The organism is Halomonas qinghailakensis (assembly GCF_025820815.1).
Lineage (GTDB): Bacteria > Pseudomonadota > Gammaproteobacteria > Pseudomonadales > Halomonadaceae > Vreelandella > Vreelandella qaidamensis.
The window spans coordinates 2,902,114-2,927,043 of record NZ_CP096973.1; the positions used below are offsets into that span (position 1 = coordinate 2,902,114).

At 47.4% G+C, this 24,930-nt stretch carries 24 protein-coding genes; 23 read left to right on the forward strand and 1 reads right to left on the reverse strand.

Going from position 1 to position 24,930, the window contains the following annotated elements; translation table 11 throughout:
* The first annotated feature begins 1 nt into the window (after position 1).
* From M0220_RS13365 to M0220_RS13455, 19 genes are all read left to right on the forward strand, one after another.
* Positions 2-1,330 (forward strand): hypothetical protein, encoded by a 1,329-nt coding sequence (locus tag M0220_RS13365; RefSeq protein ID WP_264017890.1) that lies wholly within the window; start codon positions 2-4, stop codon positions 1,328-1,330.
* A 27-nt stretch (positions 1,331-1,357) separates the two neighbouring features.
* A complete protein-coding gene (locus M0220_RS13370) occupies positions 1,358-2,425 on the forward strand; it encodes a polysaccharide pyruvyl transferase family protein (RefSeq protein WP_264017891.1) in 1,068 nt (355 codons plus the stop codon).
* 5 nt (positions 2,426-2,430) lie between these two features.
* Entirely contained in the window at positions 2,431-3,384 is a 954-nt protein-coding gene (locus M0220_RS13375) for a glycosyltransferase family 2 protein (protein WP_264017892.1), read from the forward strand.
* Positions 3,384-4,670 carry an O-antigen ligase family protein gene (locus M0220_RS13380; protein ID WP_264017893.1) on the forward strand — a complete coding sequence of 429 codons (1,287 nt, stop codon included), beginning with the start codon at positions 3,384-3,386 and terminating at the stop codon, positions 4,668-4,670. The genes M0220_RS13375 and M0220_RS13380 overlap by 1 nt, the downstream gene beginning before the upstream one ends.
* 4 nt (positions 4,671-4,674) lie before the next feature.
* Positions 4,675-5,388: a WecB/TagA/CpsF family glycosyltransferase gene (locus M0220_RS13385; RefSeq protein ID WP_264017894.1), complete on the forward strand. Its 714-nt coding sequence runs from the start codon at positions 4,675-4,677 to the stop codon at positions 5,386-5,388.
* A gap of 84 nt (positions 5,389-5,472) precedes the next feature.
* The gene (locus M0220_RS13390) at positions 5,473-6,840 is read left to right on the forward strand and encodes an undecaprenyl-phosphate glucose phosphotransferase (protein ID WP_264019232.1); all 1,368 of its coding nucleotides are present in this window, start codon (positions 5,473-5,475) and stop codon (positions 6,838-6,840) included.
* A 76-nt stretch (positions 6,841-6,916) separates the two neighbouring features.
* Positions 6,917-8,167, forward strand: a complete 1,251-nt coding sequence (locus M0220_RS13395; RefSeq protein WP_318784685.1) for an O-antigen ligase family protein — start codon at positions 6,917-6,919, stop codon at positions 8,165-8,167.
* Positions 8,168-8,441: 274 nt separating this feature from the next.
* Entirely contained in the window at positions 8,442-8,867 is a 426-nt protein-coding gene (locus tag M0220_RS13400) for a DVU3141 family protein (RefSeq protein ID WP_264017895.1), read from the forward strand.
* Positions 8,867-10,594: a polysaccharide biosynthesis/export family protein gene (locus M0220_RS13405; protein ID WP_030071893.1), complete on the forward strand. Its 1,728-nt coding sequence runs from the start codon at positions 8,867-8,869 to the stop codon at positions 10,592-10,594. The genes M0220_RS13400 and M0220_RS13405 overlap by 1 nt, the downstream gene beginning before the upstream one ends.
* Before the next feature lie 144 nt (positions 10,595-10,738).
* A complete protein-coding gene (locus M0220_RS13410; protein ID WP_264017896.1) occupies positions 10,739-11,548 on the forward strand; it encodes an ABC transporter permease in 810 nt (269 codons plus the stop codon).
* Positions 11,549-11,551: 3 nt separating this feature from the next.
* The gene (locus M0220_RS13415) at positions 11,552-12,649 is read left to right on the forward strand and encodes a chain-length determining protein (protein ID WP_264017897.1); all 1,098 of its coding nucleotides are present in this window, start codon (positions 11,552-11,554) and stop codon (positions 12,647-12,649) included.
* 252 nt (positions 12,650-12,901) lie between these two features.
* Positions 12,902-13,102: a DUF4258 domain-containing protein gene (locus tag M0220_RS13420; RefSeq protein ID WP_264017898.1), complete on the forward strand. Its 201-nt coding sequence runs from the start codon at positions 12,902-12,904 to the stop codon at positions 13,100-13,102.
* The gene (locus M0220_RS13425) at positions 13,102-13,293 is read left to right on the forward strand and encodes a DUF2283 domain-containing protein (RefSeq protein WP_264017899.1); all 192 of its coding nucleotides are present in this window, start codon (positions 13,102-13,104) and stop codon (positions 13,291-13,293) included. Before M0220_RS13420 ends, M0220_RS13425 begins: the two co-directional genes overlap by 1 nt.
* A 414-nt stretch (positions 13,294-13,707) precedes the next feature.
* A complete protein-coding gene (locus M0220_RS13430; protein WP_264017900.1) occupies positions 13,708-15,117 on the forward strand; it encodes an MBL fold metallo-hydrolase RNA specificity domain-containing protein in 1,410 nt (469 codons plus the stop codon).
* A gap of 549 nt (positions 15,118-15,666) precedes the next feature.
* On the forward strand, positions 15,667-16,836 hold the full coding sequence (locus M0220_RS13435; RefSeq protein ID WP_264017901.1) for a nucleotide sugar dehydrogenase: 1,170 nt from the start codon (positions 15,667-15,669) through the stop codon (positions 16,834-16,836).
* A gap of 33 nt (positions 16,837-16,869) precedes the next feature.
* Positions 16,870-17,871, forward strand: coding sequence for an ABC transporter ATP-binding protein (locus tag M0220_RS13440; protein ID WP_264017902.1), 1,002 nt, complete (start codon positions 16,870-16,872; stop codon positions 17,869-17,871).
* Positions 17,864-18,931: a dTDP-glucose 4,6-dehydratase gene (gene rfbB, locus M0220_RS13445; RefSeq protein ID WP_264017903.1), complete on the forward strand. Its 1,068-nt coding sequence runs from the start codon at positions 17,864-17,866 to the stop codon at positions 18,929-18,931. Before M0220_RS13440 ends, rfbB begins: the two co-directional genes overlap by 8 nt.
* Entirely contained in the window at positions 18,928-19,821 is an 894-nt protein-coding gene (rfbD, locus tag M0220_RS13450) for a dTDP-4-dehydrorhamnose reductase (RefSeq protein WP_264017904.1), read from the forward strand. Before rfbB ends, rfbD begins: the two co-directional genes overlap by 4 nt.
* Positions 19,822-19,839: 18 nt before the next feature.
* Positions 19,840-20,130, forward strand: a complete 291-nt coding sequence (locus M0220_RS13455) for a GIY-YIG nuclease family protein (RefSeq protein WP_264017905.1) — start codon at positions 19,840-19,842, stop codon at positions 20,128-20,130.
* 198 nt (positions 20,131-20,328) lie between these two features.
* Here M0220_RS13455 and M0220_RS13460 read toward each other — a convergent pair whose 3' ends face one another.
* Positions 20,329-20,757 (reverse strand): hypothetical protein, encoded by a 429-nt coding sequence (locus tag M0220_RS13460; protein WP_264017906.1) that lies wholly within the window; start codon positions 20,755-20,757, stop codon positions 20,329-20,331.
* Between the two features lie 119 nt (positions 20,758-20,876).
* Between M0220_RS13460 and M0220_RS13465 the strand changes: the two genes are divergently transcribed.
* From M0220_RS13465 to M0220_RS13480, 4 genes are all read left to right on the forward strand, one after another.
* Complete coding sequence (locus M0220_RS13465; RefSeq protein ID WP_264017907.1) at positions 20,877-21,002, forward strand: hypothetical protein; 126 nt, start codon at positions 20,877-20,879, stop codon at positions 21,000-21,002.
* Positions 21,003-21,069: 67 nt separating this feature from the next.
* A complete protein-coding gene (rfbA, locus tag M0220_RS13470; protein ID WP_264017908.1) occupies positions 21,070-21,960 on the forward strand; it encodes a glucose-1-phosphate thymidylyltransferase RfbA in 891 nt (296 codons plus the stop codon).
* A gap of 173 nt (positions 21,961-22,133) precedes the next feature.
* Positions 22,134-22,682, forward strand: coding sequence for a dTDP-4-dehydrorhamnose 3,5-epimerase (gene rfbC, locus M0220_RS13475; RefSeq protein WP_264017909.1), 549 nt, complete (start codon positions 22,134-22,136; stop codon positions 22,680-22,682).
* Between the two features lie 46 nt (positions 22,683-22,728).
* On the forward strand, positions 22,729-24,924 hold the full coding sequence (locus M0220_RS13480; protein ID WP_264017910.1) for a coiled-coil domain-containing protein: 2,196 nt from the start codon (positions 22,729-22,731) through the stop codon (positions 24,922-24,924).
* The last annotated feature ends 6 nt before the right edge of the window (positions 24,925-24,930 follow it).

Consider the following 24,930-nt stretch of genomic DNA (forward strand, 5'->3'; position numbering starts at 1 on the left):
TATGGTTTCCGCTGAATTTAGATATAAAAGTGTCGAGTCAATCGTACCTATTTACGCACCGCTTGATACAAAAAAACCTTCAATACATCGTTTTTATGACACATCTGCAATAAGCCCAAGTGGCCGCTTTTTAGCAGTGACAGAGTTCACGTCAGACACCTCAATGCCTAAGCATGGCGATTATGCTAATGTGTGTATTATTGAGTTATCAAGTGGCGAGTATATATATCGCACATTGACTCAGGCATGGGACACGCAGGTTGGGGCACACGTACAGTGGGGGGCTACAGATGATGATCTATTCTTTAATAGAATGAATACAGAAAATTGGTCTCCATATGCAGTCAAATATTCGTTAAGCACTGATTCAGAGAAAGCTTATACAGGCTCAGTTTATTTCGTAAAGAATAGTGGTGAGCATTTTATATCTCCCTGTTTGAATCGCATTAATAGAGTACAACCCGGGTACGGTACACATATTCCCCCCTCATCTAGAAAATATAATGTTGGCTTTCCAAAAGATGATGGTTTGTATGTCACATCTACTGAAAGCAAGAAGACACATCTATTACTTAGCTTTTACGATATATATACTGCGCTAGAGAAAGATTTTAAGGAGCTAGATCTAGAGAATGGTGGGTGTTATGGCTTTCACGCAAAGTACAGCCCAGATGATAAAAAGATTATGTTTATACTACGCTGGATGCCTAACGGATCAGCAGAAGGGCGGTCGAGAACAAAAAACTACTTAATAACATTCAATGCTGATGGGTCCGATATTTGTTTGGTCGTTTCGCCGAGTGAATGGGCAGGTGGCCACCACCCAACATGGTGTCCAGATTCGAATTCAGTGATTATGAACTTGATATCACCACGTAAAAATGTGTACTTAACTAAAGCTGTTAGAGCTTTAGAGAAAATAGCCCAAAAACTGGGGCAGCGTTTTTTTGTTCCTCAGTTTGCATTGAAATTTGTTAAAATAACGGCAGATGGTATTCATAAAGAGACGCTTGCACCGAGTCATATAGGTTCAGGACATCCAACAATGGATCCTTCGCAACGATTTATCATCACAGATGCTTATCCAAGTGAAGTGCTCTCTAAAGATGGGCGTCATGTGCCGATTAGAGTCATTGATACTTTGAAAAATAAATCTGAGAATTTAGTGCAAATTGATGTGTTGCCTGAATACTCAGGTAGTAATCAAGAGTGGAGAGTTGATCCTCATCCTGCATGGAGCAAATGTGGACGCTGGCTAATTTTCAATGGGTGCCACCAAGGTTGTAGAACTGTTTTTTTAGCAGACTTTGATAGTTATATAAAAGGCTAGCTGTTAATAATTTTTAAGGTACTTTTAATGTCTCATCACATTTTTTATGTTGCTAATACCCAGGCTGACAATCTAGGGGATTTAGTCATCAATACGTTACTACTTAAAGAGCTATCAAATAGAGGTAGCTTAAATATAAATGTTCGAGGCTGCTCTAGCAATTATCGTGGCATGTTGGACTCTGTTAATTCTTCGAAAACTGAAAAGTCCTATCCGCTTTATGTGTTGTCTATGCTATTTTTATCTTTGAAAGGGGAAAAAGTCTCATTCTATCTTAAGCCAGGTCATTTTTACGGTAATGATGGCGGTGCAGTAAAAAAAACGATAACTCTTTTCTGCTATATTTTAATGAAGTTCTCCGGCGTGAAGATTTCACGGTTAGGCGCTTCCCTAGGCCCTTATAGGCCAATATCTGGAAAAATAGAACGGTTCCAGTCACTTTTTTTCAAGGCTTATACTGCTCGTGAATATATCTCAATTAGTTATGCTAAAAAAATAGGAATTAAGAATCTAGAATATTGTCCTGATATGGCTTTCCTGCTGGATAAGGATAAATCACCAGCAAGTCATCATGAAGGTCCGGTTATTATTAGTTTTCGGGAAAAAACGTTATCAGATGATACTGAAAACCTAGAACTAGCTCCTACTTTAATTGCTGCTGCTAGCCACTTCAAAGGCAAGCCTATGTTAGCGGTTTCACAAGTGACTAGTGATGCCCCGCATAATCAAGCGCTAGCAGATAAAATTGATAGTAATGTTAAGCACGTCATTTTTGATAGCCTTGATGATGGTTCTAAAATTTTTGATACATATAGCAAAGCAAGTTACGTGTTAAGTAACAGGTTGCATGTTCTTCTTTTTGCTGCCTCGAAAGGCGCAATACCAATTCCTATAATTGATAAAGATAAACACATCAAAATAACAGGTATTTTTGATGCTGCTAATCTAGGTGATTTAATTTTTGATGTAAATAGTAAAGATGATATTGTCAAACATTTAATATTTGTAGAGGAAAATAGGACGATTATTGAAGATAAATTAGAGTTGGCGTTTGAGCAACAGAAAAATAAAATTTTAAATTTCTTCGATAAGTAAAAAATATGAATAACATTAGCTTTTTTTCCGTGGTCATTCCTAATTATAAAAGAGTAGAAGAGCTTGTTCGTGCAGTGAGAAGTGCACTTTCACAAGGAGATCTTGTTGAAGAAGTGATTATAGTTGATGATTTTAGTGATAATATCCAAGAAATATCTGATGCTATTGCCGCTCTTGATTCAGATAAAGTATCAATTATAAGAAATGATTTTAAGTCCAATGCTGCACAGACTAGAAACCAGGGAGGCAAGGCAGCTAAAGCGCAGTGGGTATTGCTGTTAGATTCAGATGATGTTTTTCTAGCTGGAAAGCTTAACGCTATTAAAACTAGCATTGAGAAAGTAAATAATCCAAAAGCTGTTTTTTATAATAAAGCGCAAGTGTGGTTTGATGATAAACTTGAAAAAATTGTGCCTTCCAGGCCATTAGGAAAAGAAGAGGACATATCAAATTATCTATTTAATGATTTTGAGATAATGCAGACTTCTACTCTTGCAATACCAAAGTTTTTTTTCGATGATATTGGTTTTAATGAAAGTTATAAACGTCATCAAGATTACGACCTTTGTTTATCACTTTATGAAGCTGGTTTTGAATTTAATATGGTTGATGTGCAAGGCACGGCAATTTATTGGGGGTCATCGACAAGACCAACTGACAAAGGAGAGTCGGCTGAATATTCAAGTAAATGGATTATTGAAAATAAATATCGAATAACGCCTGAGGCATTTGATAATTTTTACTTTTATTTTGTGGTGCTGAAATTACTAAGGTCGGGAGAAAAGCTAAAAGCAGTTAAAGAGATTAAAGCAATAAGTGATTTATCAAATATTTCTATAAAAAAGAAGCTAATGTTTTTAATTCTTTTTATAATACCCTCGTTTTTGATGAATAGCGTTTATAGAGTATATAAAAAATTATTAACAACATTTGCTAGTAAACGAGCTGGTAATAGCTGATGTTGTCGTTACATAAATTTTTTGAATTGTTTAAAGCTATTTTTGCACTTGTGTATATTGCCTCTACAATGGGGCTTTTAGCGAACTTGCTTATCCCATACCCTAGGTTAGAGTATGCTGACGAAATATCTAGTTCATTCCTTTTCTCATGGTTAGCACTATACCTCTTGACACTTTTTTTCTTAGTGCTAAGGCCTGGAGCAGTGTTAAAAAAATGGAATATTCTATTTATAAGCATATTGGCGTTAGTGTTGTTAAGTATAGTTTCTTTTTTGTGGAGTAGTGATGCTGTTAATACACTTTCTTATGCTGGCGTATTAGCACTTAATTTTTTATTTTGTGTTTGGTTAGTAAATGAATACCCGATATCTCGTGTAGTAACTATCATTTATCGCGCTATTTTTATAATGGTAGCGTGTAGTGTCGTGTTATATATAATGGGGTATTCTGGTGTTCTGTATTATGATCCGCATGGACGTGAAACGTTATTGGGGACCCAGCCTCTGCGCGGTTTGTTTAACCATAAAATAACGGCTGGATTATATGCTGTGTTTGGGTTTTTGCTTTGCATGTCGCTAAAGCGGAGAGTAGGACGCATAGCAGGTTGTACTATGTTTGCTATTTTTTCTATATTATCAGGTTCTTCGGCTGCTATTGGTTTACTTGTTATAGGTGTTGTTATCTACAGCTGTATTAAATCGATGCTTTATTATCGATTCAGTTTAGGGGTATTTATTGCAATTGTATTGTTAGTACCTCTGACAGCAGTGTTGACGTTTATCTTAGCAGGCGAGCAGTTGTTGTCTCTATTGGGGCGTGATCCGACCCTTACAGGTAGGACATTGCTATGGGGCTGGGGTATAGAGGTCGCACTGCAAAATGTTTTGTTAGGTTGGGGGTATCAGGGATATATGGGAACGGAGCATGCTGCAGATTATGCTCAAACAATTCCTCAATTTGTCAACTATAATGTTCCACATTTTCATAATGCCTATATTCAGATCTTTGTTGAATTAGGTATTCTAGGGTTAATGCTCTATTTAGCTGTTTATTTCGTTGTTCTAGCAAGGCTCTATATTTTATCATCGAAAACCGCATTTAATTTTAATTGTTATGCTAAATTTGATAGTTTTTTACCGCTGCTAGCTAGTTTGACACTGCTGTTGGTATCGTCGTTTTTTATTAATACATTTTTTCAGTATAATGATTTTTCTACGCTGCTCTTTTTTGTCAGTGCAGTTGTTGTGACAAGAGAGTTTGTGGCTAAGTGTACCTATTGTGAGTAGTTTTATGTTAATAAATAAAGTAAAAAACCATTTTTCAGACGATGTACTGGAAAGAAAAGAAGCTGCTCGCTTGGTTAGCTTTCTAAACCCCTACTCGTATCTTATCATGCGTAAAGAGCTAGAGTTATATAATAAGATAGACAGTTTCTACTGTGATGGTATTTTGTTTGCTAAAGCAATGCAGCTAACAGGTAAGAAATTTGAACGTGTTAGTTTTGATATGACTTCACTTGCGCCTCGTATATTTCATTATGCTCAGCAAAAAAAACTATCAATTTATATCATTGGCTCAGAACCAGGAGTCGTAGAGAAAGCAAGTTTATCATTTAAAGCGTTATATCCAGGCTTAAAATTTGCAGGACTTCGGCATGGCTTTTTTGACACGCCAGTTGAACGAGAAAATTTTTTATGCGAGCTTTATGAATTAGCGCCTGACATTGTGGTGGTTGGAATGGGCGCTCCTGCCCAGGAGCGTTTTATTGCTGATCTAAAAGCAACTGGCTGGAAGGGCACAGCGTTCACTTGCGGTGGCTTTCTTCATCAAACAGCCAGCAGTGGTGTAAATTATTACCCTGCATGGGCAGATCGTTTGAATTTACGTTGGCTATATCGAATGTACGATGAACCTAAATTGATAAAGCGGTATTTTATTTACTATCCTCTTTTTTTTGTAGTTTTCATATATGATCTTCTTTCTTTTAAGTTTAAAAAAGTTTAGCTGAGTAGTTTTTTTAGATTGGCTTATAATTAAATATGACGGTTTTATAGTGGAGTTAGAAGTGTGAAGAAAAAACAACTATCAATGATTTTTTCTGACCGTTATCCCCCGCAAATAGTGCTTCCAGGGTTGGATGTTCTATCAATATTTTTAAGCGGATTTATTGCCTACTACGCTCGTTTTAATACATTTGTGTTGCACGAACGCTACATGTTGGCACTGATCTGTATGGCGTTGTTAGTGCTTGTTATTAACAGCATGGCCAATAGTTATCGTGCTTGGCGTGTTACGTCTATACTGCAAATGATCGGTAACTTATTGATAGTGTGGGTGGCAGTGGGTATTACGGCTGCATCGCTTATTTACTTTGCCCATGCTGCAGAACGTTACTCTCGATTTTGGGTTGGTTTAACGTTAGCGCTCTCATTTTTAATGGCTGGCGGAATTCGCTCGCTAGTTCAGCTTGGATTACAGCATGTGCGCTTGCGCGGCGGCGCTAGGCGTCCGGTATTTTTAGTGGGGCCAAGCCAGAATGTGCTTGATGTGGCTAAGGGCATTCGCAGTGCTTCCTGGGAAGGGCATACTATCGCTGGTGTTGAACGCATTAAAACGCCTATAAATGAAGCTTGTATCGAACGTATAGCACGCCGTATCGATGAGTCTCATGCCCGGGAAGTATGGATTTGTGTTCCACTAGAAATGGGCAATACTGTACGTACATTATTTTACGCGCTACGCAATCACACCGCAGAAGTTCGCTTTATTCCTGCATTTCAGGATATGCACCTTCTTAATCATCGTATGTCAGAAGTAGCGGGACATTACGCTATAGATCTTAGCGTTTCTCCTATGAGCGGTATGTCGCGATTCATTAAGCGTTCGGAAGATATTTTGATCGGCGCGTTGATCTCACTGCTAATTTTGCCGGTATGTATCATGATTGCCTTGGCAATTAAAGTGACGTCTCCTGGTCCTATTCTATTTAAGCAGTACCGAGAGGGATCTAACGGACGTCGTTTTAAAGTCTATAAATTTCGCTCTATGTATGTGCACGATGAAAACGATGGAAAAGTAACGCAGGCGAAAAAGAATGATAGCCGTATCACCAAAGTAGGTGCCTTCCTACGTCGTACTTCCCTAGATGAACTACCGCAATTTTATAATGTACTTCAGGGAAGAATGTCGATAGTAGGCCCACGCCCACACGCTCTGGCCCATAATGAGCAATATAAAGAACTAGTCGAATCTTACATGCGACGCCATAAAGTGAAGCCAGGTATTACTGGCTGGGCACAGGTGAATGGCTTGCGGGGTGAAACTGATACGCTGCAAAAAATGGAGCGGCGCGTCGAATACGATCTTTGGTACATTGATAACTGGTCATTATGGCTAGATTTGAAAATCATTGTGATGACTGTTTTTAAAGGCTTTATCAATAAAAATGCTTATTAATTTAAAGCGGACATAGTTGCTTTGCTATATTGAGTGTTGATTCGTTTGTTCAATAGTCATCAGGAAACTTGCATTGATGATGTCTAAAAAATTGGCTGAAAATGTTACGCCACATTGGTTAACCAGTGTGGCAGTTTTTTTGTTAGGGGCTATGGCGTTGGTGGTACCTAGCGGTTACTCGCTAGGCGCGGTAGTTCTATTTTTATCAGGGACTGGGCTGCTATTAGCCAGACGTTTGCCAACGCTCACAAACCAAGATCGTTGGGTAATTGCCGCGCTATTAGCTTACGCGCTTGTTAGCCTTGCCGAGGTCTGGTGGGATGCTCAAGGCAGTAGAGGTATCGATAAGCCTATCCGTTTTATTTTCGCTGTGCCCGCTATGTGGTGGGTCATTGCATATCCCCCCCGTCTGGCATATTTATGGAGTGGTATGGCGCTAGGCGCGTTAGCGGCGGGCGGGTGGGCCATATGGCAGAAAGAAGTCGATGGCGTATGGCGTGCTCAAGGTCACACCCATGTTATTCAGTTTGGCAACCTTAGTATGTTGCTGGGCGTGCTGTGTTTAGCCGGTTTAGGTTGGGCAGTTGTCCAGCGTCAACGCTATTGGTGGGTAGCGCTTCTGTTACTTGGTGCTTTTGGAGGCATTATAGCTTCTCTGCTCTCAGGTAGTCGTGGGGGGTGGGTTGGAATACCCATCGTACTGTTGGTGCTGTACCGCGCGTATGGAACTAACTTGCCTATTATCTTTAAAGCGTTGACGTTAGGGGTAATGTTAGCCGGGGGAATAGCGATGTACTCAATCCCCAAAACAGGTGTTGAAGTTAGGGTGCAACAAGCGGTGCAAGATATACGCCTTTATGTATCAGGAGAGGATCGCGCTACTTCACTGGGGTCCCGGTTTGAAATGTGGAGAGGCGCTGCACTACTGATCCAAGAAAAGCCGCTAACAGGCTGGGGCAGCAATGGCTATAAACAGGCAATGGCCCAGCTAGGAGAGCAGGGCGTCATTAATAAAGAAGCATCTCAGTATGGCCATGCCCATAACGAGTTTGTTGATGCTTTTGCTAAGCGGGGGTTGCTTGGCTTGCTAGCGTTACTAGCGTTGTACATCATTCCTATGCGGCTATTTGGCAAACAAATAGCGGCTGACGATTTAACAACGCGCTCTATCGCCACAGCGGGTGTGTTACTCCCTGTTACCTATATTGATTTTGGCTTATCCCAAGTGTTTCTAACACATAACAGTGGGGTCATGATGTATGCTTTTTTACTGGCTGCCCTGTGGGGAATTTATGCAAACGTAACCCAGAATAAAAGCCATTGCTGAACCTTGTGTGTGAATTTTAAGTCTATGATTTATTGATAAAAAAAGCCGACTAAAATATAGTCGGCTTTTTTATTTAGCTAAAAATCAGGAAGGCAAAATTTACTGAACTGCTTGTATAACGTTTGTCAACGTAGAGCCTTGCGTTTTAATCCCTTACAATGAATTCGCATCAATAGCACAGGTTAACCACATTTTTAGCCGCACAGCGTAGGGCAAGGGAATGCGCCCGTATGAATCCCTGGGCGGTAGCGTGCCTTTTTACTGGAAAATTATCATGTCAAATATCCCCGTTTCTCTAGCGCGGCCAGCTCGCATGCTGCTGGCTGCGTTAAGTGTTGCCGTAGTAAGCGGTTGCGCTACTTATCCCAATAGCACACAGCAGCAAGCGCAGTACGTGCTAAACACAGATTCAGCCAAACTACTGGCAGATGACAACCTCAATGGCTTTTTATCCCAAGCGCCTGCCGGGGCAGTAATAAACGTAGCGCGCAGCCCATGGGGTGATAACGTCGAAATTATCGCCGATGCGCCTTATTTAGCCGCCAGCGGTAGAGAGTGCCGTCAGCTACGGGTAGTAGAAGCAGGAAGTGGCGCAGCTCGCACGGCTCTTACCTGTGAAACGCCCAATGGTTGGGTTAACCAGCGCGTGCTAAATCAAAGCATGTCTTCTTCAACTACTGCAGCACAAGGGCGCTACTAATGAATGCTACTCGTCTTATCAAGCGGCTTTCGTTGAAACGCCCTTTAGCCGCTGTGTCACTGTTGCTTGTCAGTAGCCTAATAAGCAGTACGAGTTGGGCGCAAAGTATCAGCCTGCCCAACACCATTCTGCCGGAAGAACAAGCTAGCCAGCAGCAGGTAGAACAAGTAAACGACACCCCCCGGGCTGATTGGCGTAGCGGAACGTATGGCCCTGTGTCAGCGCAACCGCAAAACCCTGATGTTCTTCCGCCGTTCGGTGCCAACCTGTTTACCGGTGGGTTTCGCGGTGCGATGGGAGATGGCCTAAATGCCGGTTACCAAGTTAAGCCCGGCGACCAAATTACCGTGCGAGTTTGGGGCGCGCTTGAATTTGAACGAGTGCTACCGGTAGATGCTCAAGGTAATATCTTTATTCCCGGCTCAGGCCCATTAAATGTAGAAGGCCAAAATAGCCAGCAGGTAGAAAGCAGCGTGCGCGGTGCCATTACCTCGGTTTATCCAGAAAATGTTCAAGTTTATACCAACGTACAAGGCGTGCAGCCTGTTGCCGTGTTCGTGACTGGCTATGTAGAAAATCCAGGCCGCTTTGCAGGCACCCCGAATGATTCAGTACTGTACTTTTTGGATCAAGCAGGCGGCATCGACCAAGACCTAGGTAGCTACCGACAAATTCGCGTGATGCGTAACGACCGTACCGTAGCTACAGTCGATCTGTATGACTTCCTTATTAATGGCTCTATTGCCCGCCCGCAGTTTCAAGATGGCGACACCATTGTTGTAGAAGAGCGCGGTCCAGCCATTGCCGTAGGCGGCGATGTTCATCGTGAACACCGCTACGAGCTGCTGGGTAACCAGCTAAGCGGTGCTGAGCTAGTAAACCTGGCACGCCTAAGAAGCGGTGTTTCTCATGTGCTGTTACGCGGTAACCGTGATGATGGCCCGTTTGCCCAATACTTCCCCCTAGATATGTTCTACGGACAAACCATCCGCAGTGGCGATGAAGTACTGTTTAGCGCTGACAAGCGCAGTGAAACCATCGTGGTCGAGGTGGAAGGCAGCTATTACGGCCCCTCTAGATTTGCCTTACCTCGCGATGCACGCCTAAGTGAACTGCTAGACGCCATCCCCGTGCCAGAGAACATGACCGCGGTGGAAAGCATTTCACTACAGCGTGAAAGCGTCAGGCAGCAGCAAAAGCAATCTATGGAAGATAGCTTACGCCGTTTAGAAACCACGTATTTAAGCGCTGAATCTAGCACCAACGAAGAAGCGAAAATTCGTGCCCAAGAAGCCGAACTTATTCAAGACTTCGTTGAACGTGCCCGAGAGTTAGAGCCTAGTGGACGTTTAGTAGTCGCCTACAACGATAGAATCTCTGATATTCGGTTACAGGATGGCGACATTATCACTATTCCTGAAATCAGTGATTCCATGCTGATTAGCGGAGAAGTGCTGGTGCCTCAAGCCGCAGTGTTTCGCCCGGGCATGAACGTGATCGACTACATTGAAAGTGCCGGTGGCTTCACTAACCGCGCCGATGAAGATCATATTCTCATTGTTCGCCAGAACGGCGCGGTAGAAAACGCCCGCAACGTTAACCTACGCCCGGGTGATGAAATTCTTGTCATGCCCGCTGCTCCTACCCACAACCTGCAGCTAGCTTCCACGCTGACACAAATACTGTTCCAAATCGCCGTCGCCACCCGTGTCGCAGTCGATCTGTAATAGCGTGAGCCACGGAAGTCGCATGTTGCCACGGACAAAAACCAAGAAGTTTTTGTGTGCTGTTGATCTTGTCCGTGTCCTCCGTGAGTATCCGTGGCAAGTATTAACCGCCACTTAAATTATTCCACATTAAAAAGTAGAGCTATGGCAAATGTAAAAGGTGCACCGAAAGGTGCCCGCACGCCTTGGCAAGTAACCCGTAGCGTGTGGTACGCCATGTTTATGCGCGAAGCCATTTCCCGCACCATGGCTGACCGTATGGGCTGGTTCTGGATGATTTTTGAACCAGTCGCGATGGTGGGCATTATGGTGGCGATTCGCAGTTTCATACGCGGTGATCGACTAATTGTAAATGCTCCATTCATTCCTTGGATGATTGCGGGTTTGATGGGCTTTTTCTTAGTACGTGAAGGCATGATTCGCGGTATGGGCGCGATTGAGGGTAATAGCGCACTATTTGCTTATCGGCAGGTACAGCCAATAGACCCAGTGTTGGTGCGCAATTTTCTAGAAGGAATGCTGCGTACCTTTGTGTTTCTGATTTTTATCTGTGGCGGCTTAATGCTTGGCCTGGAACTTTATCCAGATAACGCAATTCGTGCTATGGCAGCGTGGTTATCGCTATGGTTTTTAGGTCTTGGGTTAGGGCTTGTCACTTCGGTAGTGGCCACCATGGTGCCTGAAGTCGGCAAAGTAATTCGTATGCTATCGCTGCCGCTATTAATTATTTCAGGCGTTATTTTACCTTTGAATCAAATGCCTCATTGGTTGCTGGAATACTTAATGCTTAACCCTATTCCCCATGGGCTAGAAACGCTTCGCTTAGGCTTTTTTGAAAACTATGAAGTAGTGCACGGTACCAGCATGCTCTACTTTTGGTTAGTCACACTTTCATTAAATGCCCTAGGGCTAGTAATGCACCTTCGTTTTGTTGATCGGTTAAAGGCTAAATAATTCATGCGCGTTTCAATCACTCGGTTTGTCAAAAAGTCGCCTCAGTGGGCGGTAGCCTTTATTGCCATTGCACTTGTCAGTTTTTATTGGTTTGTATGGGCGGAAGAGCGTTATGTATCCCGGGCAACGGTGGTGCTAGAAAGTCCTCAAATAGCGACGCCAGAATTTAGCCTCTCCTCATTGATGGGCGGAGGAAGCGGTAACACACACGACCTGTTACTGCTACGTGAACATTTGCTGTCGGTAGATATGTTGCGTTTGCTAGATGAACAGTTAGGCATTCGTCAGCATTACAACGAGCATGGCGATATTTTTGCCAAACTGCGTGATCCTAATGTGCCTATTGAAGACCTGCACAAATACTATCTACGCCGGGTAAACGTCGAACTAGACGAATATGCAGGCGTACTCAATATCCATGTTCAAGGTTATACGCCGGAGTTCGCCCACGATATGGCTTCACTGCTACTGGAAGCGGGTGAGGACCATATGAATGCAATGGGTCATCGGCTAGCAGAAGAGCAGGTTCGTTTCTTAGAGCAGCAAATGGTGCGCCTGGAAGAGCGCTTTCGCGATACGCGTTCTGAACTACTCGATTTCCAAAACGAATATGGCTTAGTATCGCCAACATCAACGGTGGAAAGCATCAATCAAGTAGTCGCTACGCTTGAAGGTGACCTAGCCCGCCTCCAGGCTCAGCGCAACGCGCTAGCAAGTTTCCAAAGCTCGCAATCTTCAGAGCTCCGCCAGGTAGAGCGCAGCATCGCCGCGCTCCGCGACCAAATTGTTGAACAGCGCGACCGCCTAGCGCAAGCGGCGGGCAATTCGCTTAACCGCATCTCTGCTGAGTATGAAACCTTGGAATTGCAGGCCCAGTTCGCCCAGGAAACTTACTCCAGTGCTCTAGCTGCACTAGAAAACACCCGCTTAGAAGCCGCTCGCCAACTCAAACAGGTTAGCGTATTGCAAAGCCCGCTATTCCCAGAGTACCCAACAGAGCCTAACCGGCTTTATAACAGCAGCGTTTTCGCCATCATCACCATCTTCCTAGCCTTCATTCTCAGCATGATCATCATGATCGTGAAAGACCACCGAGATTAAAGGATAGGTTTTGTAGCCTGGTTGCAATGACGTAACACGGTCGTATCTGTACTTGTAGTGCGGTGTAACGAGGTCGCGAGGAACGAGCAAAACCGAGGCACCCGCAATGGCGGCGAAGCCGCCCAAAAGCACCGAACTAACACCAGCACCACTTCGTGCTACATCGCCTGATGTGAAAGTGAGCTAGCCTTAACAATGTACAGCCACCGATTTAACTCAGAAGTACACATTACGCGTCATGCCAGCGAAAGAATGGCTGCTAGAAACATAAGTGATGACGAGTTAATCGAATTGATAGAAGCAGGTATGGTTAAGCATAAAGATGCTGTACGAGTCTGGGTGGCAAAACATTTTGTTAATAGGCAAGACAATCTTTTATGGTTTGCAGCCGTCCTAGAAGACAAAATGGTAGTGAAAACGGTAATGCATCATTTTGAGTGGGAGGAAAAGTAATGCGTACTACTTACGATGAGGCTGACGATATTTTAGTGCTGCATTTGTCAGAAAAAACGACCGTCAAAGAAGTGTCTCAAAACTGGAATACGCATATTAGCTATGCAGAAGACGGGACAATCACAGAAATCGTTATTTTAGATGCCTCCAAGCAAGGGGCGTGGCCACTTTTGAAAAATCAAGCCGCCTAAAATCTAACGTTGTATTTATATTGAACACTGCACCGCGGGTGCGCTGACGTAACAGCGGTTGTATCTGTACTTGTAGAGCGGTGTAACGAGGTCGCGAGGAACGAGCGAAACCGAGGCACCCGCAACGGCGGCGCAGCCGCCCTGTAAGGTTGGTGGCTCCAAAGCAGCATCGCTTCGCGCTGCACCCGCGGGTGCGCTGACGCTTACGCCGCGCTACAAAAGTTGTGCATTCAATCGGTTATGGGTGCACTTCGCTGACCACGCGCTACAAAGTCAATGCACACGTAGTGCGGTGTAACGAGGTCGCGAGGAACGAGCGAAACCGAGGCACCCGCAATGGCGGCGAAGCCGCCCAACGGCACCGTACCAACACCAGCAAAGCCCCCAACAGCACCACCGAAAAAGGAATTTTCGATGTTAGATATCATCCACCATGGTGGTGCTACGGGGGTTACCGGCAGCTGCCACCAGCTTATTCTTAATACACACCACTCACTGCTGGTAGATTGCGGCCTGTTTCAAGGCGAAGACGCGCGAGAAGACAGCTTCCAACAGCTGCAAATTGAATTTGATATCAGCACCCTTAAAGCGCTGGTCATTACCCACGTACATATCGACCACGTCGGGCGGCTGCCTTACCTATTGGCCGCAGGGTTCAAAGGCCCCATCCTCTGTTCCATCCCTTCGGCCATACTGCTACCGCTGGTGATTGAAGACGCCCTAAAAATCGGCTTCACCCGCAATGCCCAGCTAATCCAGCGCTTCCAAGCGCAGCTTCAATCACAAATTGTCAGCGTGCCTTACGGCAAGTGGCACACCGTGGTAGATGAACGTAAAGAAACCAATCAAGGCATCACCACGCGCATCAAGCTGAAGCGGGCAGGGCACATACTCGGCTCAAGCTATGTTGAAGTGGCTCACCAGCACGCCAATGGCCGCAAAGAGCGCGTTGTCTTCAGTGGCGATCTCGGTGCACCCTATGCACCTTTGCTACCTGCACCAACATCGCCCTACAGCTGCGACCAGCTAGTACTAGAAAGCACCTACGGCGACCGGCAGCATGCAGGCCGCCGCAAACGCCGTGCCACGCTCAAAAACGCCATAGAACAAGCGCTCATCAACGGCGGTACAGTGATGGTGCCCGCTTTCAGCATCGGCCGAACTCAAGAGCTGCTCTACGAGCTGGAAGGTATTATTTATGAAGCCAAGCGCAGCAAGAACAGCCAGTGGCAACAGCTAGAAATTATCGTCGATTCCCCCTTGGCCGCCCGCTTTACCCGTATTTACCGCCAGTTAAAACCCTACTGGGACAAAGAAGCCCATCGCCGCCTGCGCAGTGGCCGCCACCCGCTCAATTTTGAAAATCTCTATACGGTAGAAAGCCACGAAGCCCACGAACAAACGGTTCAATACCTAGCAAAAACGGGCCGCCCAGCGGTAGTGATTGCCGCCAGCGGTATGTGTGCAGGCGGGCGCATTATGAACTACCTAAAAGCCATGCTAAGCGATGAACGCCACCAAGTACTGTTTGTTGGCTACCAAGGTGCTGGCACACCAGGGCGAGCCATCCAGCACTACGGCCCACAGGGTGGCTGGGTAGAAATAGACGGCCAACGTATCGACATCAAAGCAGGGGTTACCACCATCAGCGGTTACTCAGCCCACGCCGATCAAAAAGACCTGCTCAATTTCGTAAAACGCATGCGCCGCTGGCCCCACACCATTCGTTTGGTACACGGCGATCAAACTGCAAAAAATGCGCTAAAAGATGAGCTAGAAGCAATGTACGCACGTAAAAACAAGCCGCTGACGGTTATCAATTGAAAGTAACCAGCACCGCCATCGCCCGCTGAAGCGGCCTCCTACAATAGACTAGCGGCACGGTGTTGTGTGGGAGGGAGCTTCAGCTCGCGATGATACAAGCTACTATGCCTGGGCGTCTCAAGGGCGGCTGCGCCGCCATCGCCCGCTGAAGCGGCCTCCTACAATAGACTAGCGGCACGGTGTTGTGTGGGAGGGAGCTTCAGCTCGCGATGATACAAGCTACTATGCCTGGGCGTCTCAAGGGCGGCTGCGCCGCCATCGCCCGCTGAAGCGGCCTCCTACAATTAGACTAGCGGCACCGCCATCGCTCGCTAAAGCAGCTTCCCACATTCTGCGGCGCAGCCGCCCTGTAAAGCCGGTGGCTGCAAAACAGCACCGCTTCGCGCTGCACCCGCGGGTGCGCTAACGCTTACGCCGCGCTACAAAAGTTGTGCATTTAATCGGTTATGGGTGCGCTTCGCTGACCACGCGCTACAAAACCCTGGGTGGTACAGCAATGGCGGCGCAGCCGCCCAAAATCAGTCACACAATGTTAATGCTTGAGATCCTATGAAAAATATTGCTGTAGCAGGAACAGGGTACGTAGGCCTTTCAAACGCCATGCTGCTAGCTCAGTACAATAGCGTGACTGCGGTAGATATCGTTAAAGAAAAAGTAGACCAGCTAAACCTAAAACAATCACCTATTGAAGACACCGAGATCAGCCAATTTCTTCAGCGTGAAGTCCTTCACTTCAAGGCCACCACCAACGCTGAACACGCCTACGCCAATGCCGATATTGTCATTATTGCCACACCCACGGACTACGACCCCAGTACCAACACGTTTAACACCCAAAGCGTGGAGGCCGTGATACAGCAAGTGATCAACGTAAACCCCCACGCGGTCATGATAATCAAGTCGACCGTGCCGGTGGGCTATACGGCGAGCGCCAGCAAAAAATTCAAGACAGAGAACCTAATTTTCTCACCCGAATTTCTTCGTGAAGGCAAAGCTCTTTACGACAACCTCTATCCTTCACGAATTATTGTAGGTGAGCGTTCCGAGCGAGCAGAGCAATTCGCCAACCTGTTAAAGCAAGGGGCGATTAAAAAAGATGCGCCTATTCTGCTAACCAACAGCACCGAAGCAGAAGCCATCAAGCTGTTTGCGAATACCTACTTAGCCATGCGTGTCGCGTATTTTAATGAGCTAGACACCTATGCCGAAACCCACAACCTAGACACGCGGCAAATCATTGAAGGGGTGGGGCTAGACCCACGCATTGGCAAGCACTACAACAACCCCAGTTTTGGCTATGGTGGCTACTGCCTGCCCAAAGACACCAAGCAGCTACTCGCCAACTACCAAGACGTACCCAGCAACATGATTCAAGCCATTGTGGATGCCAACCGCACTCGCAAAGACTTCATTGCCGAAGCGGTGCTAAAGCGCAACCCACGTGTGGTAGGTGTGTACCGGCTAATTATGAAAACGGGTTCTGATAACTTTCGCGCCAGCGCCATGCAAGGCGTTATGAAACGCCTTAAAGCAAAAGGGGTTGACGTTATCGTTTATGAACCAGCCCTAGAGGAAGATCACTTCTACAACTCCCGAGTGATTAAGGAGCTAGACACGTTCAAGCAGGAAGCTGACTTAATCTTAAGCAATCGCATGGCCAGCGAATTAGCAGACGTAGCAGAAAAAGTGTATACCCGCGATTTGTTCGGCAGTGACTAACCTCCCCACTCGGCACTTCTAAAAGCAAATCACATGATAGAAGTTAAAAATCTCTATAAGCGCTACCACAACCATCATGGCAGTGATTGGGTACTGAAAAACATCAACCTGACTATTCCACAAGGGGTAAGTGTTGGGTTGATTGGCTCCAACGGCGCGGGTAAATCCACATTGCTGCGCTTGATTGCCGGTATGGACTCCCCAGAGCGCGGTGAAGTGATACGCCATAGCCGCGTTTCCTGGCCAGTGGGGTTAGCCGGTGGTATGCAAAACAACATGACTGGGCGGCAAAACGTAAAGTTCGTTGCCCGCGCACAAGGTTGCAAGCCTGATGAAGTAAAACACGTGATTGCCTTTGTAGAAGAGTTCGCTGAAATAGGCGATGCCTTCGATGAACCTGTCCGTACGTACTCCTCGGGAATGCGCGCGAGGCTTTCATTTGGGCTGTCACTTTCATTCGATTTTGACGTGTATATTTCCGACGAAGCAACCGCAGTAGGCGACCGAGCTTTCAAAGAAAAAGCCAAAGCACTTTTTGAATCTAAAGTAGGCCAAGCGTCTATTATTATGGTCTCTCACTCCGAAGGGATTTTAAAAGATCTCTGCCAAGCAGGCGTGTACCTAAAGGAGGGTGAAGCCTTTTGGTACGACGATGTAAAAACAGCCATTAGTGATTACCACAAAGACTCGGATGCCAAAAAATCCACTCGGCAAACAGGTCAATCAATACCAACTAATGCTGCGAATAAAACGGCAGCTGTCAACGCTCAACATTTACCAAGTGATATTCCTGGTGCAAAAAAACACCTTCAACAGTGCCGACAAAAACTTCAAAAGGCAAAAGCGAATCTTGTCACCGCAAAAGAGCAGCAATTCTTGCCCAGGCTACTGCACCTAATCGAAAAAGACGTGGTTCTGCGACAGAAAGAAATTATAAGTGCCCGCGAACATTTAGAAGCTTTAGAAGCTGCTCAACAAGACGAGCCGCCAACCATACCAAATCAGCAAAATAGTAAAGGAAATACGGATGTCTAAAACCTTTCTTGTCACCGGCGGTGCCGGTTTTATTGGCTCAGCAGTAGTACGTGAATTGATCAATAACACCCAGCACCGGGTGATTAACCTCGATAAGCTGACCTACGCGGGTAACCTTGAGTCGCTGACAAGTGTGGAAGACAACGAACGCTACACCTTTGTGCAAGCAGATATTTGCGACGCCTCGGCCATGCAGCAGCTGTTTGAACAGCACCAGCCCGATGTAGTGATGCACCTAGCCGCAGAAAGTCATGTAGACCGCTCCATCGACGGCCCCGCTGAGTTTATTCAAACTAACGTGGTAGGCACGGCCGTATTGCTAGAAGCGGCCCGCGGGTACTGGAAAACCCTACAACAGCAGGATGCAGCTAAGGCAGAAGCCTTTCGCTTTCATCACATTAGTACAGATGAAGTGTATGGCGATTTGGAAGGCACTGACGACCTCTTTACCGAAACCACGCCTTATGCACCTAGTTCGCCGTACTCGGCGAGCAAAGCCAGTTCTGATCACCTAGTGCGCGCATGGCAACGCACCTACGGCCTGCCCACACTGGTGACCAATTGCTCCAACAACTACGGGCCATATCACTTCCCAGAAAAACTAATCCCGCTGATGATCCTCAACGCCCTAGCAGGTAAGCCGCTGCCGGTTTACGGCAATGGCCAGCAAATCCGCGATTGGTTATATGTGGAAGACCACGCCCGCGCTTTAATCAAAGTGGCCACAGAAGGCGAAATTGGCGAAACCTACAACATCGGCGGGCATAACGAAAAAGCCAACCTCACCGTTGTTGAAACGTTGTGTGACCTGCTCCAAGAGCTAGTGCCACAAGAACAGTCATACCGTGAGCTCATTACCTTCGTCACCGACCGCCCCGGCCACGACGTACGCTACGCTATTGATGCCAGCAAAATTGAACGAGAACTCGGCTGGACACCAGAAGAAACCTTCGAAACCGGCCTACGCAAAACCGTGCAGTGGTACCTCGCCAACGAAACCTGGTGGAAACGCGTGCAAGACGGCAGTTACCAAGGCCAACGACTGGGGAGTATTTCATGAATATCTTCATCACCGGTGGTAACGGCCAAGTAGGCTTTGAACTACAGCGCCAATTTGCCCCTTTCGGCACTATCCTGGCCCCGACACGCCAAGAACTCGATTTAACCAACGCCGAAGCAGTAGGTACTTACCTTGCCAAACACCAGCCTGGCTTAATACTCAACGCGGCGGCCTACACAGCAGTGGATAAAGCCGAAAGCGAGCCACAGCAGGCCAGGCACCTAAATGCCGAGCTACCCGCGCAGTTAGCGGAATATGCAGCCAAGCAGGGCATCCCCCTGGTGCACTACTCAACGGACTACGTTTACCCAGGCAACGGTGAAAACCCCTGGCAAGAAGACAGCCCCACTGGCCCGTTAAGCGTATACGGCCAAACTAAGCTAGAAGGGGATGAAGCAGTGGTTAACAGCGGTGCCAGCCACCTGGTTTTTCGCACCAGTTGGGTATACGCCGCCCGTGGCAACAACTTTATGAAAACCATGCTACGCCTGGGCCGCGAGCGGGAAGCGCTAAGCATTGTCAACGATCAAATCGGCGCGCCAACCCCCGCCCGGCTAATCGCTCAGGTAACAGCATTAGGGTGTGCGCTTAACGATTCAATCCTCACACTGCACATTCCTTCTGGGATCTATCATCTCGTCCCCAGAGGTGAAACCAGCTGGCAAGGCTTCGCCAGCGAAATTTTCAACCAAACCCGCGAGGCAGGGGAAATTCTCGCGATTACCCCCGAAGGCACCGCAGGCATCCCCACGGTTGATTACCCAACCCCCGCCCAACGCCCGCTGAACTCACGCATGGCGCTAGGTAAATTAGAAAGCGCACTAGGCATCACCATGCCCACCTGGCAAAGCCAGCTGGGGCTGACATTGCGTGAATATCTGGATCAATAGCCTGATCGTTAACACGTCATGCAAAAACAGCCTTGTGTATACATAATGGCCAGCGGAAAACGCGGCACACTCTATATCGGTGTGACCAGCAACCTGGCCCAGCGAGTATGGCAGCACAAGCAACAGTTATACGAAGGTTTCACAGCAAAGTATGTAATCAACCAACTCGTATACGTTGAACAAGCAAGTGATATGGAAGCGGCTATAAAGCGCGAGAAGCAACTCAAAAAATGGAACAGGGCGTGGAAAATCCAATTAATCGAAAATCACAACCCACATTGGAAAGACCTCTACCCTGACATACTTTAACTTAGCTAGCAGAACCACAATGGATTCCCGCTAAGGGCATGCGGGAATGACAAGACGGCAAGCACGCGGGAATGACAGGACAGCAGGGCTCCGTCATTCCCGACAACCCCACCCCCGTCATTCCCGAGTGGGGTAATCGGGAATCCACCTTGACCTTACCCGCCGAGGCCAGCGTACCAACATCAAACTGGATTCCCGCTAAGGGCATGCGGGAACGACAGGACAGCAAGGCACCGTCATTCCCGAGTGGGGTAATCGGGAATCCACCTTGACCTTACCCGCCGAGGCCAGCGTACTAACATCAAACTGGATTCCCGCTAAAAGCACGCGGGAATGACAAGACGGCAGGCACGTGGGAATGACAGGACAGCAGGGCACCGTCATTCCCGACAACCCCACCACCGTCATTCCCGACAACCCCACCCCCGTCATTCCCGAGTGGGGTAATCGGGAATCCACCTTGACCTTGACCTTACCCGCCGAGGCCAGCGTACTAACATCAAACTGGATTCCCGCTAAAAGCACGCGGGAATGACAGAGCGGCAAGCACGCGGGAATGACAGGACGGCGGGCATGCGGGAATGACAGGACGGCGGGCATACGGGAATGGCAGTCAGTAGCCGCCATTCCCGACAACTCCACCCCCCCGTCATTCCCGAGTGGGGTAATCGGGAATCCAACTTGACCTTACCCGCCGAGGCCAGCGTACTAACATCAAACTGGATTCCCGCTAAAAGCACGCGGGAATGACAAGACGGCAGGCACGCGGGAATGACAAGGCAGCGGGCACACGGGAATGGCAGTCAGTAGTCGCCATTCCCGACAACCCCACCACCGTCATTCCCGAGTGGGGAATCGGGAATCTACCTTGACCTTGTCCATGTCTTCCGCAAGGAGCCGTGGCTAAACTTATATTCTGTAACACAGCAAGGGGCCAATATGAGCCAATCAACACAGCGTAAAGGCATCATTCTCGCCGGTGGTTCAGGCACTCGTCTGCATCCCATTACCCGCGGTGTCTCCAAACAGCTTTTGCCTGTCTACGACAAACCAATGATTTACTATCCGATTTCAGTACTTATGCTGGCGGGTATCCGCGATATCCTTATTATTTCTACACCTGAAGATCTACCCCAATACCAGAACTTACTGGGTACTGGGGAAGACTTTGGTATCCACCTACAGTATGCCGAACAGCCAAGCCCTGATGGCTTAGCTCAAGCCTTTATTATTGGTGAAGAATTTATTGGCGACAGCCCCGTGTGCTTAGTGCTGGGCGACAACATCTTCCACGGCCAGCACTTTTCCGAGCAGCTAAAGCGTGCAGACCAGCAAGCCAGCGGTGCCACCGTATTTGGTTACCTGGTAAAAGACCCCGAACGCTTTGGCGTGGTGGAGTTCTGCGCAGACGGCAAAGCGATTTCCATTGAAGAAAAACCGGCCAAGCCGAAATCAGCGCACGCCGTCACGGGTCTTTACTTCTACGACAACGACGTTGTGGAAATTGCCAAAAACGTCAAGCCTTCCGAGCGCGGAGAGCTGGAAATCACCAGCGTTAATAACGCCTACCTTGAGCGTGACGATCTACGCGTAGAGCGCCTGGGCCGTGGTTTTGCCTGGCTAGACACCGGCACCCACGACAGCTTGCTAGATGCCAGCCAATACGTGCAAACCATCGAACACCGTCAAGGCCTCAAAATTGCCTGCCTAGAAGAGATTGCTTGGCAGCAAGGCTGGGTAAGTGATGAACACCTTGCAACGTTGGCAAAACCGCTCTCTAAAACCCAATACGGCCAGTATCTACAGCGCCTTTTGGTAACCAAACGATAATATCTAGCCACGGACCCTCACGGGAAACCTATTTCGTCACGGACACTCACGGACGGCACGGACAAAACTTTAAATTCTTTTTTGGTTTTTTAATTTATTAGTTTTTGGTTTTGACCTTGTCCGTGTTTTCCGTGGCCAATTAAAACGCTGCTAATTTAGGTGGTCTACCAGCTATGCATTACGAAAAACTTGCCATACCGGATGTGGTACTGCTCACCCCCCAAGTGTTCGGCGATGAGCGTGGCTTCTTCATGGAAACCTTCCGCCAATCTGAATTTGAACAGCACTGCGGCAACCACACCTTCGTTCAGGATAACCACAGCCTTTCTAGTCACGGCATTTTACGTGGCCTGCACTACCAGCTTGAAAAGCCCCAAGGCAAGCTAGTACGCGTGACCCGGGGGGAAGTGTTTGATGTAGCGGTAGACTTACGCAAAAGCAGCCCCACCTTTGGCCAGTGGGTAGGCGCCATGCTGAGCGCAGAGAACAAGCAGTTACTCTGGGTGCCACCAGGTTTTGCCCACGCCTTCTACGTGACCAGTAAAGAAGCCGAATTTCAGTATAAGTGTACCGATTACTACAACCCTGGTGATGAATACTGTATTCGCTGGGATGATCCCACGTTAGCAATAGACTGGCCGTTGGTGGACAACAAACAGCCAGGGGTCTCAGAAAAAGATGCCCTAGGTGCGCGCTTCAAAGATGCTAGAACATTTGACTGAACCACTCTCTTTACGTCGTGATAAGTGAAAAACGGAGCTTTCTTGAATGACAGTGACTTTCGGCACAACCCCCTATAGCAACTGGCAATGCCTGGCCCCTTTGCTGAAAGCCCTAGGTTGTGTAACTCCAACATCGATTGAGTCGTCAAAGCCACACAGCATTGACCTAACAAGCGAGATGCCTGCAGAAGGAATGTTGTTGTTAGCGTATGCCAGCCCCCAACAAACGCTGGCAAACGCCATGGAGCAGGGAGCCGCACCCACAGAAGTGCTGTCACAATGGGTGGCTCACACAAAGGCGATGATAGAGTGCTTCAAAGCTAACCGAAAGCGAGTGGTGCTCATCAATATCGATGCTGCCCGCCAAAGCATGTCGCAAAGTGCCATCACGTTAGGGAACCACTGGCAGCAGCAGATTGAATTGCCTGAAGGCCAAGTGTCAGATAGCCAACACCCGCCAGCAGAAGCTAACCCTTACTATTGGATGCTGGCTACCCTGGCGGTTCATCAAAGCCATGAACTACCCCTGTTACTGGCTCAGCTGGAAGCATGTACCTTGCCCATTGGTGAGTCAGCAACTGCACCAGTACAAGAGATTGATCACCTTTACTCAGAATTAACGGCACTTTTCCAACAGTGTGAAAGCAGCCAAGTGCTAGCACAAGCACATAAAGCGCTTAAAGAAGAGTACCAAACGTTTGAAGCGCAGCACGCTAACGTGCTGCAAACACAGCAAAAAGACCAAACGGCCATCAACAGCGCTCAAGCCGAACGTGAAGCGCTTCAGCGCCAACTGAAAAAAGAACAGGCCGATCACGCTGCACTCAAAGCATTAAACGCTACGCTGGAAAAAGAACACACCACGCTGCAGTCGGCCAAAAAAGCGCAGGAAATCGTACTCAATAATGCCAGTGAAGAGCATCAGCTGTTGCTTGAGCAGCTGCATCTAGTCCAAGAAGAGCTTGAGCGCCACATAACGGCAGGTAAAGAAGCCACCTCCGAAAAGGCAAGCCTGCAACATCAGTTAGAAGCTCGCCAAAAAGCCCATCAGCAACTTGAAAAAGAGCATGCATCTCTCAAGCAAGCGCAGCAAAAAGACCAATCTATCATCAAAGAAGTTAACGCTGAGCAAGAAAAGCTCCAGAGCGCCCTAAAAAAAGGGCAGCTGGCGCTTACCAAGATTAACGCTGAAAAATCTACCCTAGAGCATCAGCTAAAGGCGTTAAATGCCACCCATAAAGACCAAGCAAAACAGCTAGCAGACCTCCAGGCCCAAAAAACTGAGCTTTTAAAACAGTGTGAAGCCGCTGAAAAGCAAAAAGTAATGCTGCAAAAGGAGCAAACTGATCATGCACAAACGAAAGCCGAAAAGTTAGCACTGGAAGGCCAGCATAGAAAAGCACAGCAGGAAGCGGAAGCCAGCCTGTCAAATGTAGAACACGAAAACCAACTACTTCTACAGCAGCTGCATTTGGTGCAGGAAGCGTTCGAGGCCAAGTTCCTGCAAGCGAAAGAGCAAGAAAAAGAACTGGCCAGAAGAGAATCCCAGCTTAAATACAGCGAACAACAGCACCAGCACAGCGTTAACGCCCATCATGCCAGCCAGAAAGAGAACCTGCTGTTACAACGCCGCCTCGCTAAGCTGCGAGAAATAATGGAAGGCCTAGAACGCAGTAACAAAGTACTGAACGGCAACATGTCAGAAGTCAAAAACCAGCTGGCAGCGGCCAGAAAACACCAGTCAGACTGGGAGTACAAATACCAGCAGGCCGAGCGTGAAGGCGCCTTGGCCCTAGCGTCAGCCAACCGGCGTATTTACGACCTAAACAAAGAGCTTAATAGCATTACCAAAAGCCCCCGCTGGAAGCTGGTCAGCCCGCTTAATAGCCATGGCAAAAAGAATAAGAAAGTGCGTGCTGAACAGCTTCAGCAGCAGAAAAAACAAGTGGCGAACTCTGGCCTGTTCGATGCGGAATGGTACCTGCAGGCCTATCCCGATATTGCTGAAGCTGCCATAGATCCCATCGAGCACTATCTCAAGATGGGCGCGTACGAAGGTCGTAATCCCAGCGAAGTATTTGATACTAGCTGGTACCTGCTGTACTACCAAGATGTAACAAACAGTGGCCTGAACCCCCTGGTTCACTATATCCGCTATGGCCAGAAGGAAAACAGAGCGACCCGACCGGGTGCCTTGGCCTCACTACCCGCTCCAACACAGCAACCGGTTGAAAAGGGGTAAACCAAC

Coding starts and splice junctions, on each gene's coding strand:
- M0220_RS13465 (WP_264017907.1), top strand. CDS start 20,877: ATGACAAGACGGCAGGCACGCGGGAATGACAAGGCAGCGGGCACACGG.
- M0220_RS13460 (WP_264017906.1), bottom strand. CDS start 20,757: ATGGCGGCTACTGACTGCCATTCCCGTATGCCCGCCGTCCTGTCATTC.
- M0220_RS13405 (WP_030071893.1), top strand. CDS start 8,867: ATGAATGCTACTCGTCTTATCAAGCGGCTTTCGTTGAAACGCCCTTTA.
- M0220_RS13365 (WP_264017890.1), top strand. CDS start 2: ATGGTTTCCGCTGAATTTAGATATAAAAGTGTCGAGTCAATCGTACCT.
- M0220_RS13440 (WP_264017902.1), top strand. CDS start 16,870: ATGATAGAAGTTAAAAATCTCTATAAGCGCTACCACAACCATCATGGC.
- rfbB (WP_264017903.1), top strand. CDS start 17,864: ATGTCTAAAACCTTTCTTGTCACCGGCGGTGCCGGTTTTATTGGCTCA.
- M0220_RS13425 (WP_264017899.1), top strand. CDS start 13,102: ATGCGTACTACTTACGATGAGGCTGACGATATTTTAGTGCTGCATTTG.
- rfbA (WP_264017908.1), top strand. CDS start 21,070: ATGAGCCAATCAACACAGCGTAAAGGCATCATTCTCGCCGGTGGTTCA.
- M0220_RS13415 (WP_264017897.1), top strand. CDS start 11,552: ATGCGCGTTTCAATCACTCGGTTTGTCAAAAAGTCGCCTCAGTGGGCG.
- M0220_RS13430 (WP_264017900.1), top strand. CDS start 13,708: ATGTTAGATATCATCCACCATGGTGGTGCTACGGGGGTTACCGGCAGC.
- rfbC (WP_264017909.1), top strand. CDS start 22,134: ATGCATTACGAAAAACTTGCCATACCGGATGTGGTACTGCTCACCCCC.
- M0220_RS13435 (WP_264017901.1), top strand. CDS start 15,667: ATGAAAAATATTGCTGTAGCAGGAACAGGGTACGTAGGCCTTTCAAAC.
- M0220_RS13410 (WP_264017896.1), top strand. CDS start 10,739: ATGGCAAATGTAAAAGGTGCACCGAAAGGTGCCCGCACGCCTTGGCAA.
- M0220_RS13420 (WP_264017898.1), top strand. CDS start 12,902: ATGGCTGCTAGAAACATAAGTGATGACGAGTTAATCGAATTGATAGAA.
- M0220_RS13390 (WP_264019232.1), top strand. CDS start 5,473: ATGATTTTTTCTGACCGTTATCCCCCGCAAATAGTGCTTCCAGGGTTG.
- rfbD (WP_264017904.1), top strand. CDS start 18,928: ATGAATATCTTCATCACCGGTGGTAACGGCCAAGTAGGCTTTGAACTA.
- M0220_RS13370 (WP_264017891.1), top strand. CDS start 1,358: ATGTCTCATCACATTTTTTATGTTGCTAATACCCAGGCTGACAATCTA.
- M0220_RS13385 (WP_264017894.1), top strand. CDS start 4,675: ATGTTAATAAATAAAGTAAAAAACCATTTTTCAGACGATGTACTGGAA.
- M0220_RS13400 (WP_264017895.1), top strand. CDS start 8,442: ATGTCAAATATCCCCGTTTCTCTAGCGCGGCCAGCTCGCATGCTGCTG.
- M0220_RS13375 (WP_264017892.1), top strand. CDS start 2,431: ATGAATAACATTAGCTTTTTTTCCGTGGTCATTCCTAATTATAAAAGA.
- M0220_RS13480 (WP_264017910.1), top strand. CDS start 22,729: ATGACAGTGACTTTCGGCACAACCCCCTATAGCAACTGGCAATGCCTG.
- M0220_RS13395 (WP_318784685.1), top strand. CDS start 6,917: ATGATGTCTAAAAAATTGGCTGAAAATGTTACGCCACATTGGTTAACC.
- M0220_RS13455 (WP_264017905.1), top strand. CDS start 19,840: ATGCAAAAACAGCCTTGTGTATACATAATGGCCAGCGGAAAACGCGGC.
- M0220_RS13380 (WP_264017893.1), top strand. CDS start 3,384: ATGTTGTCGTTACATAAATTTTTTGAATTGTTTAAAGCTATTTTTGCA.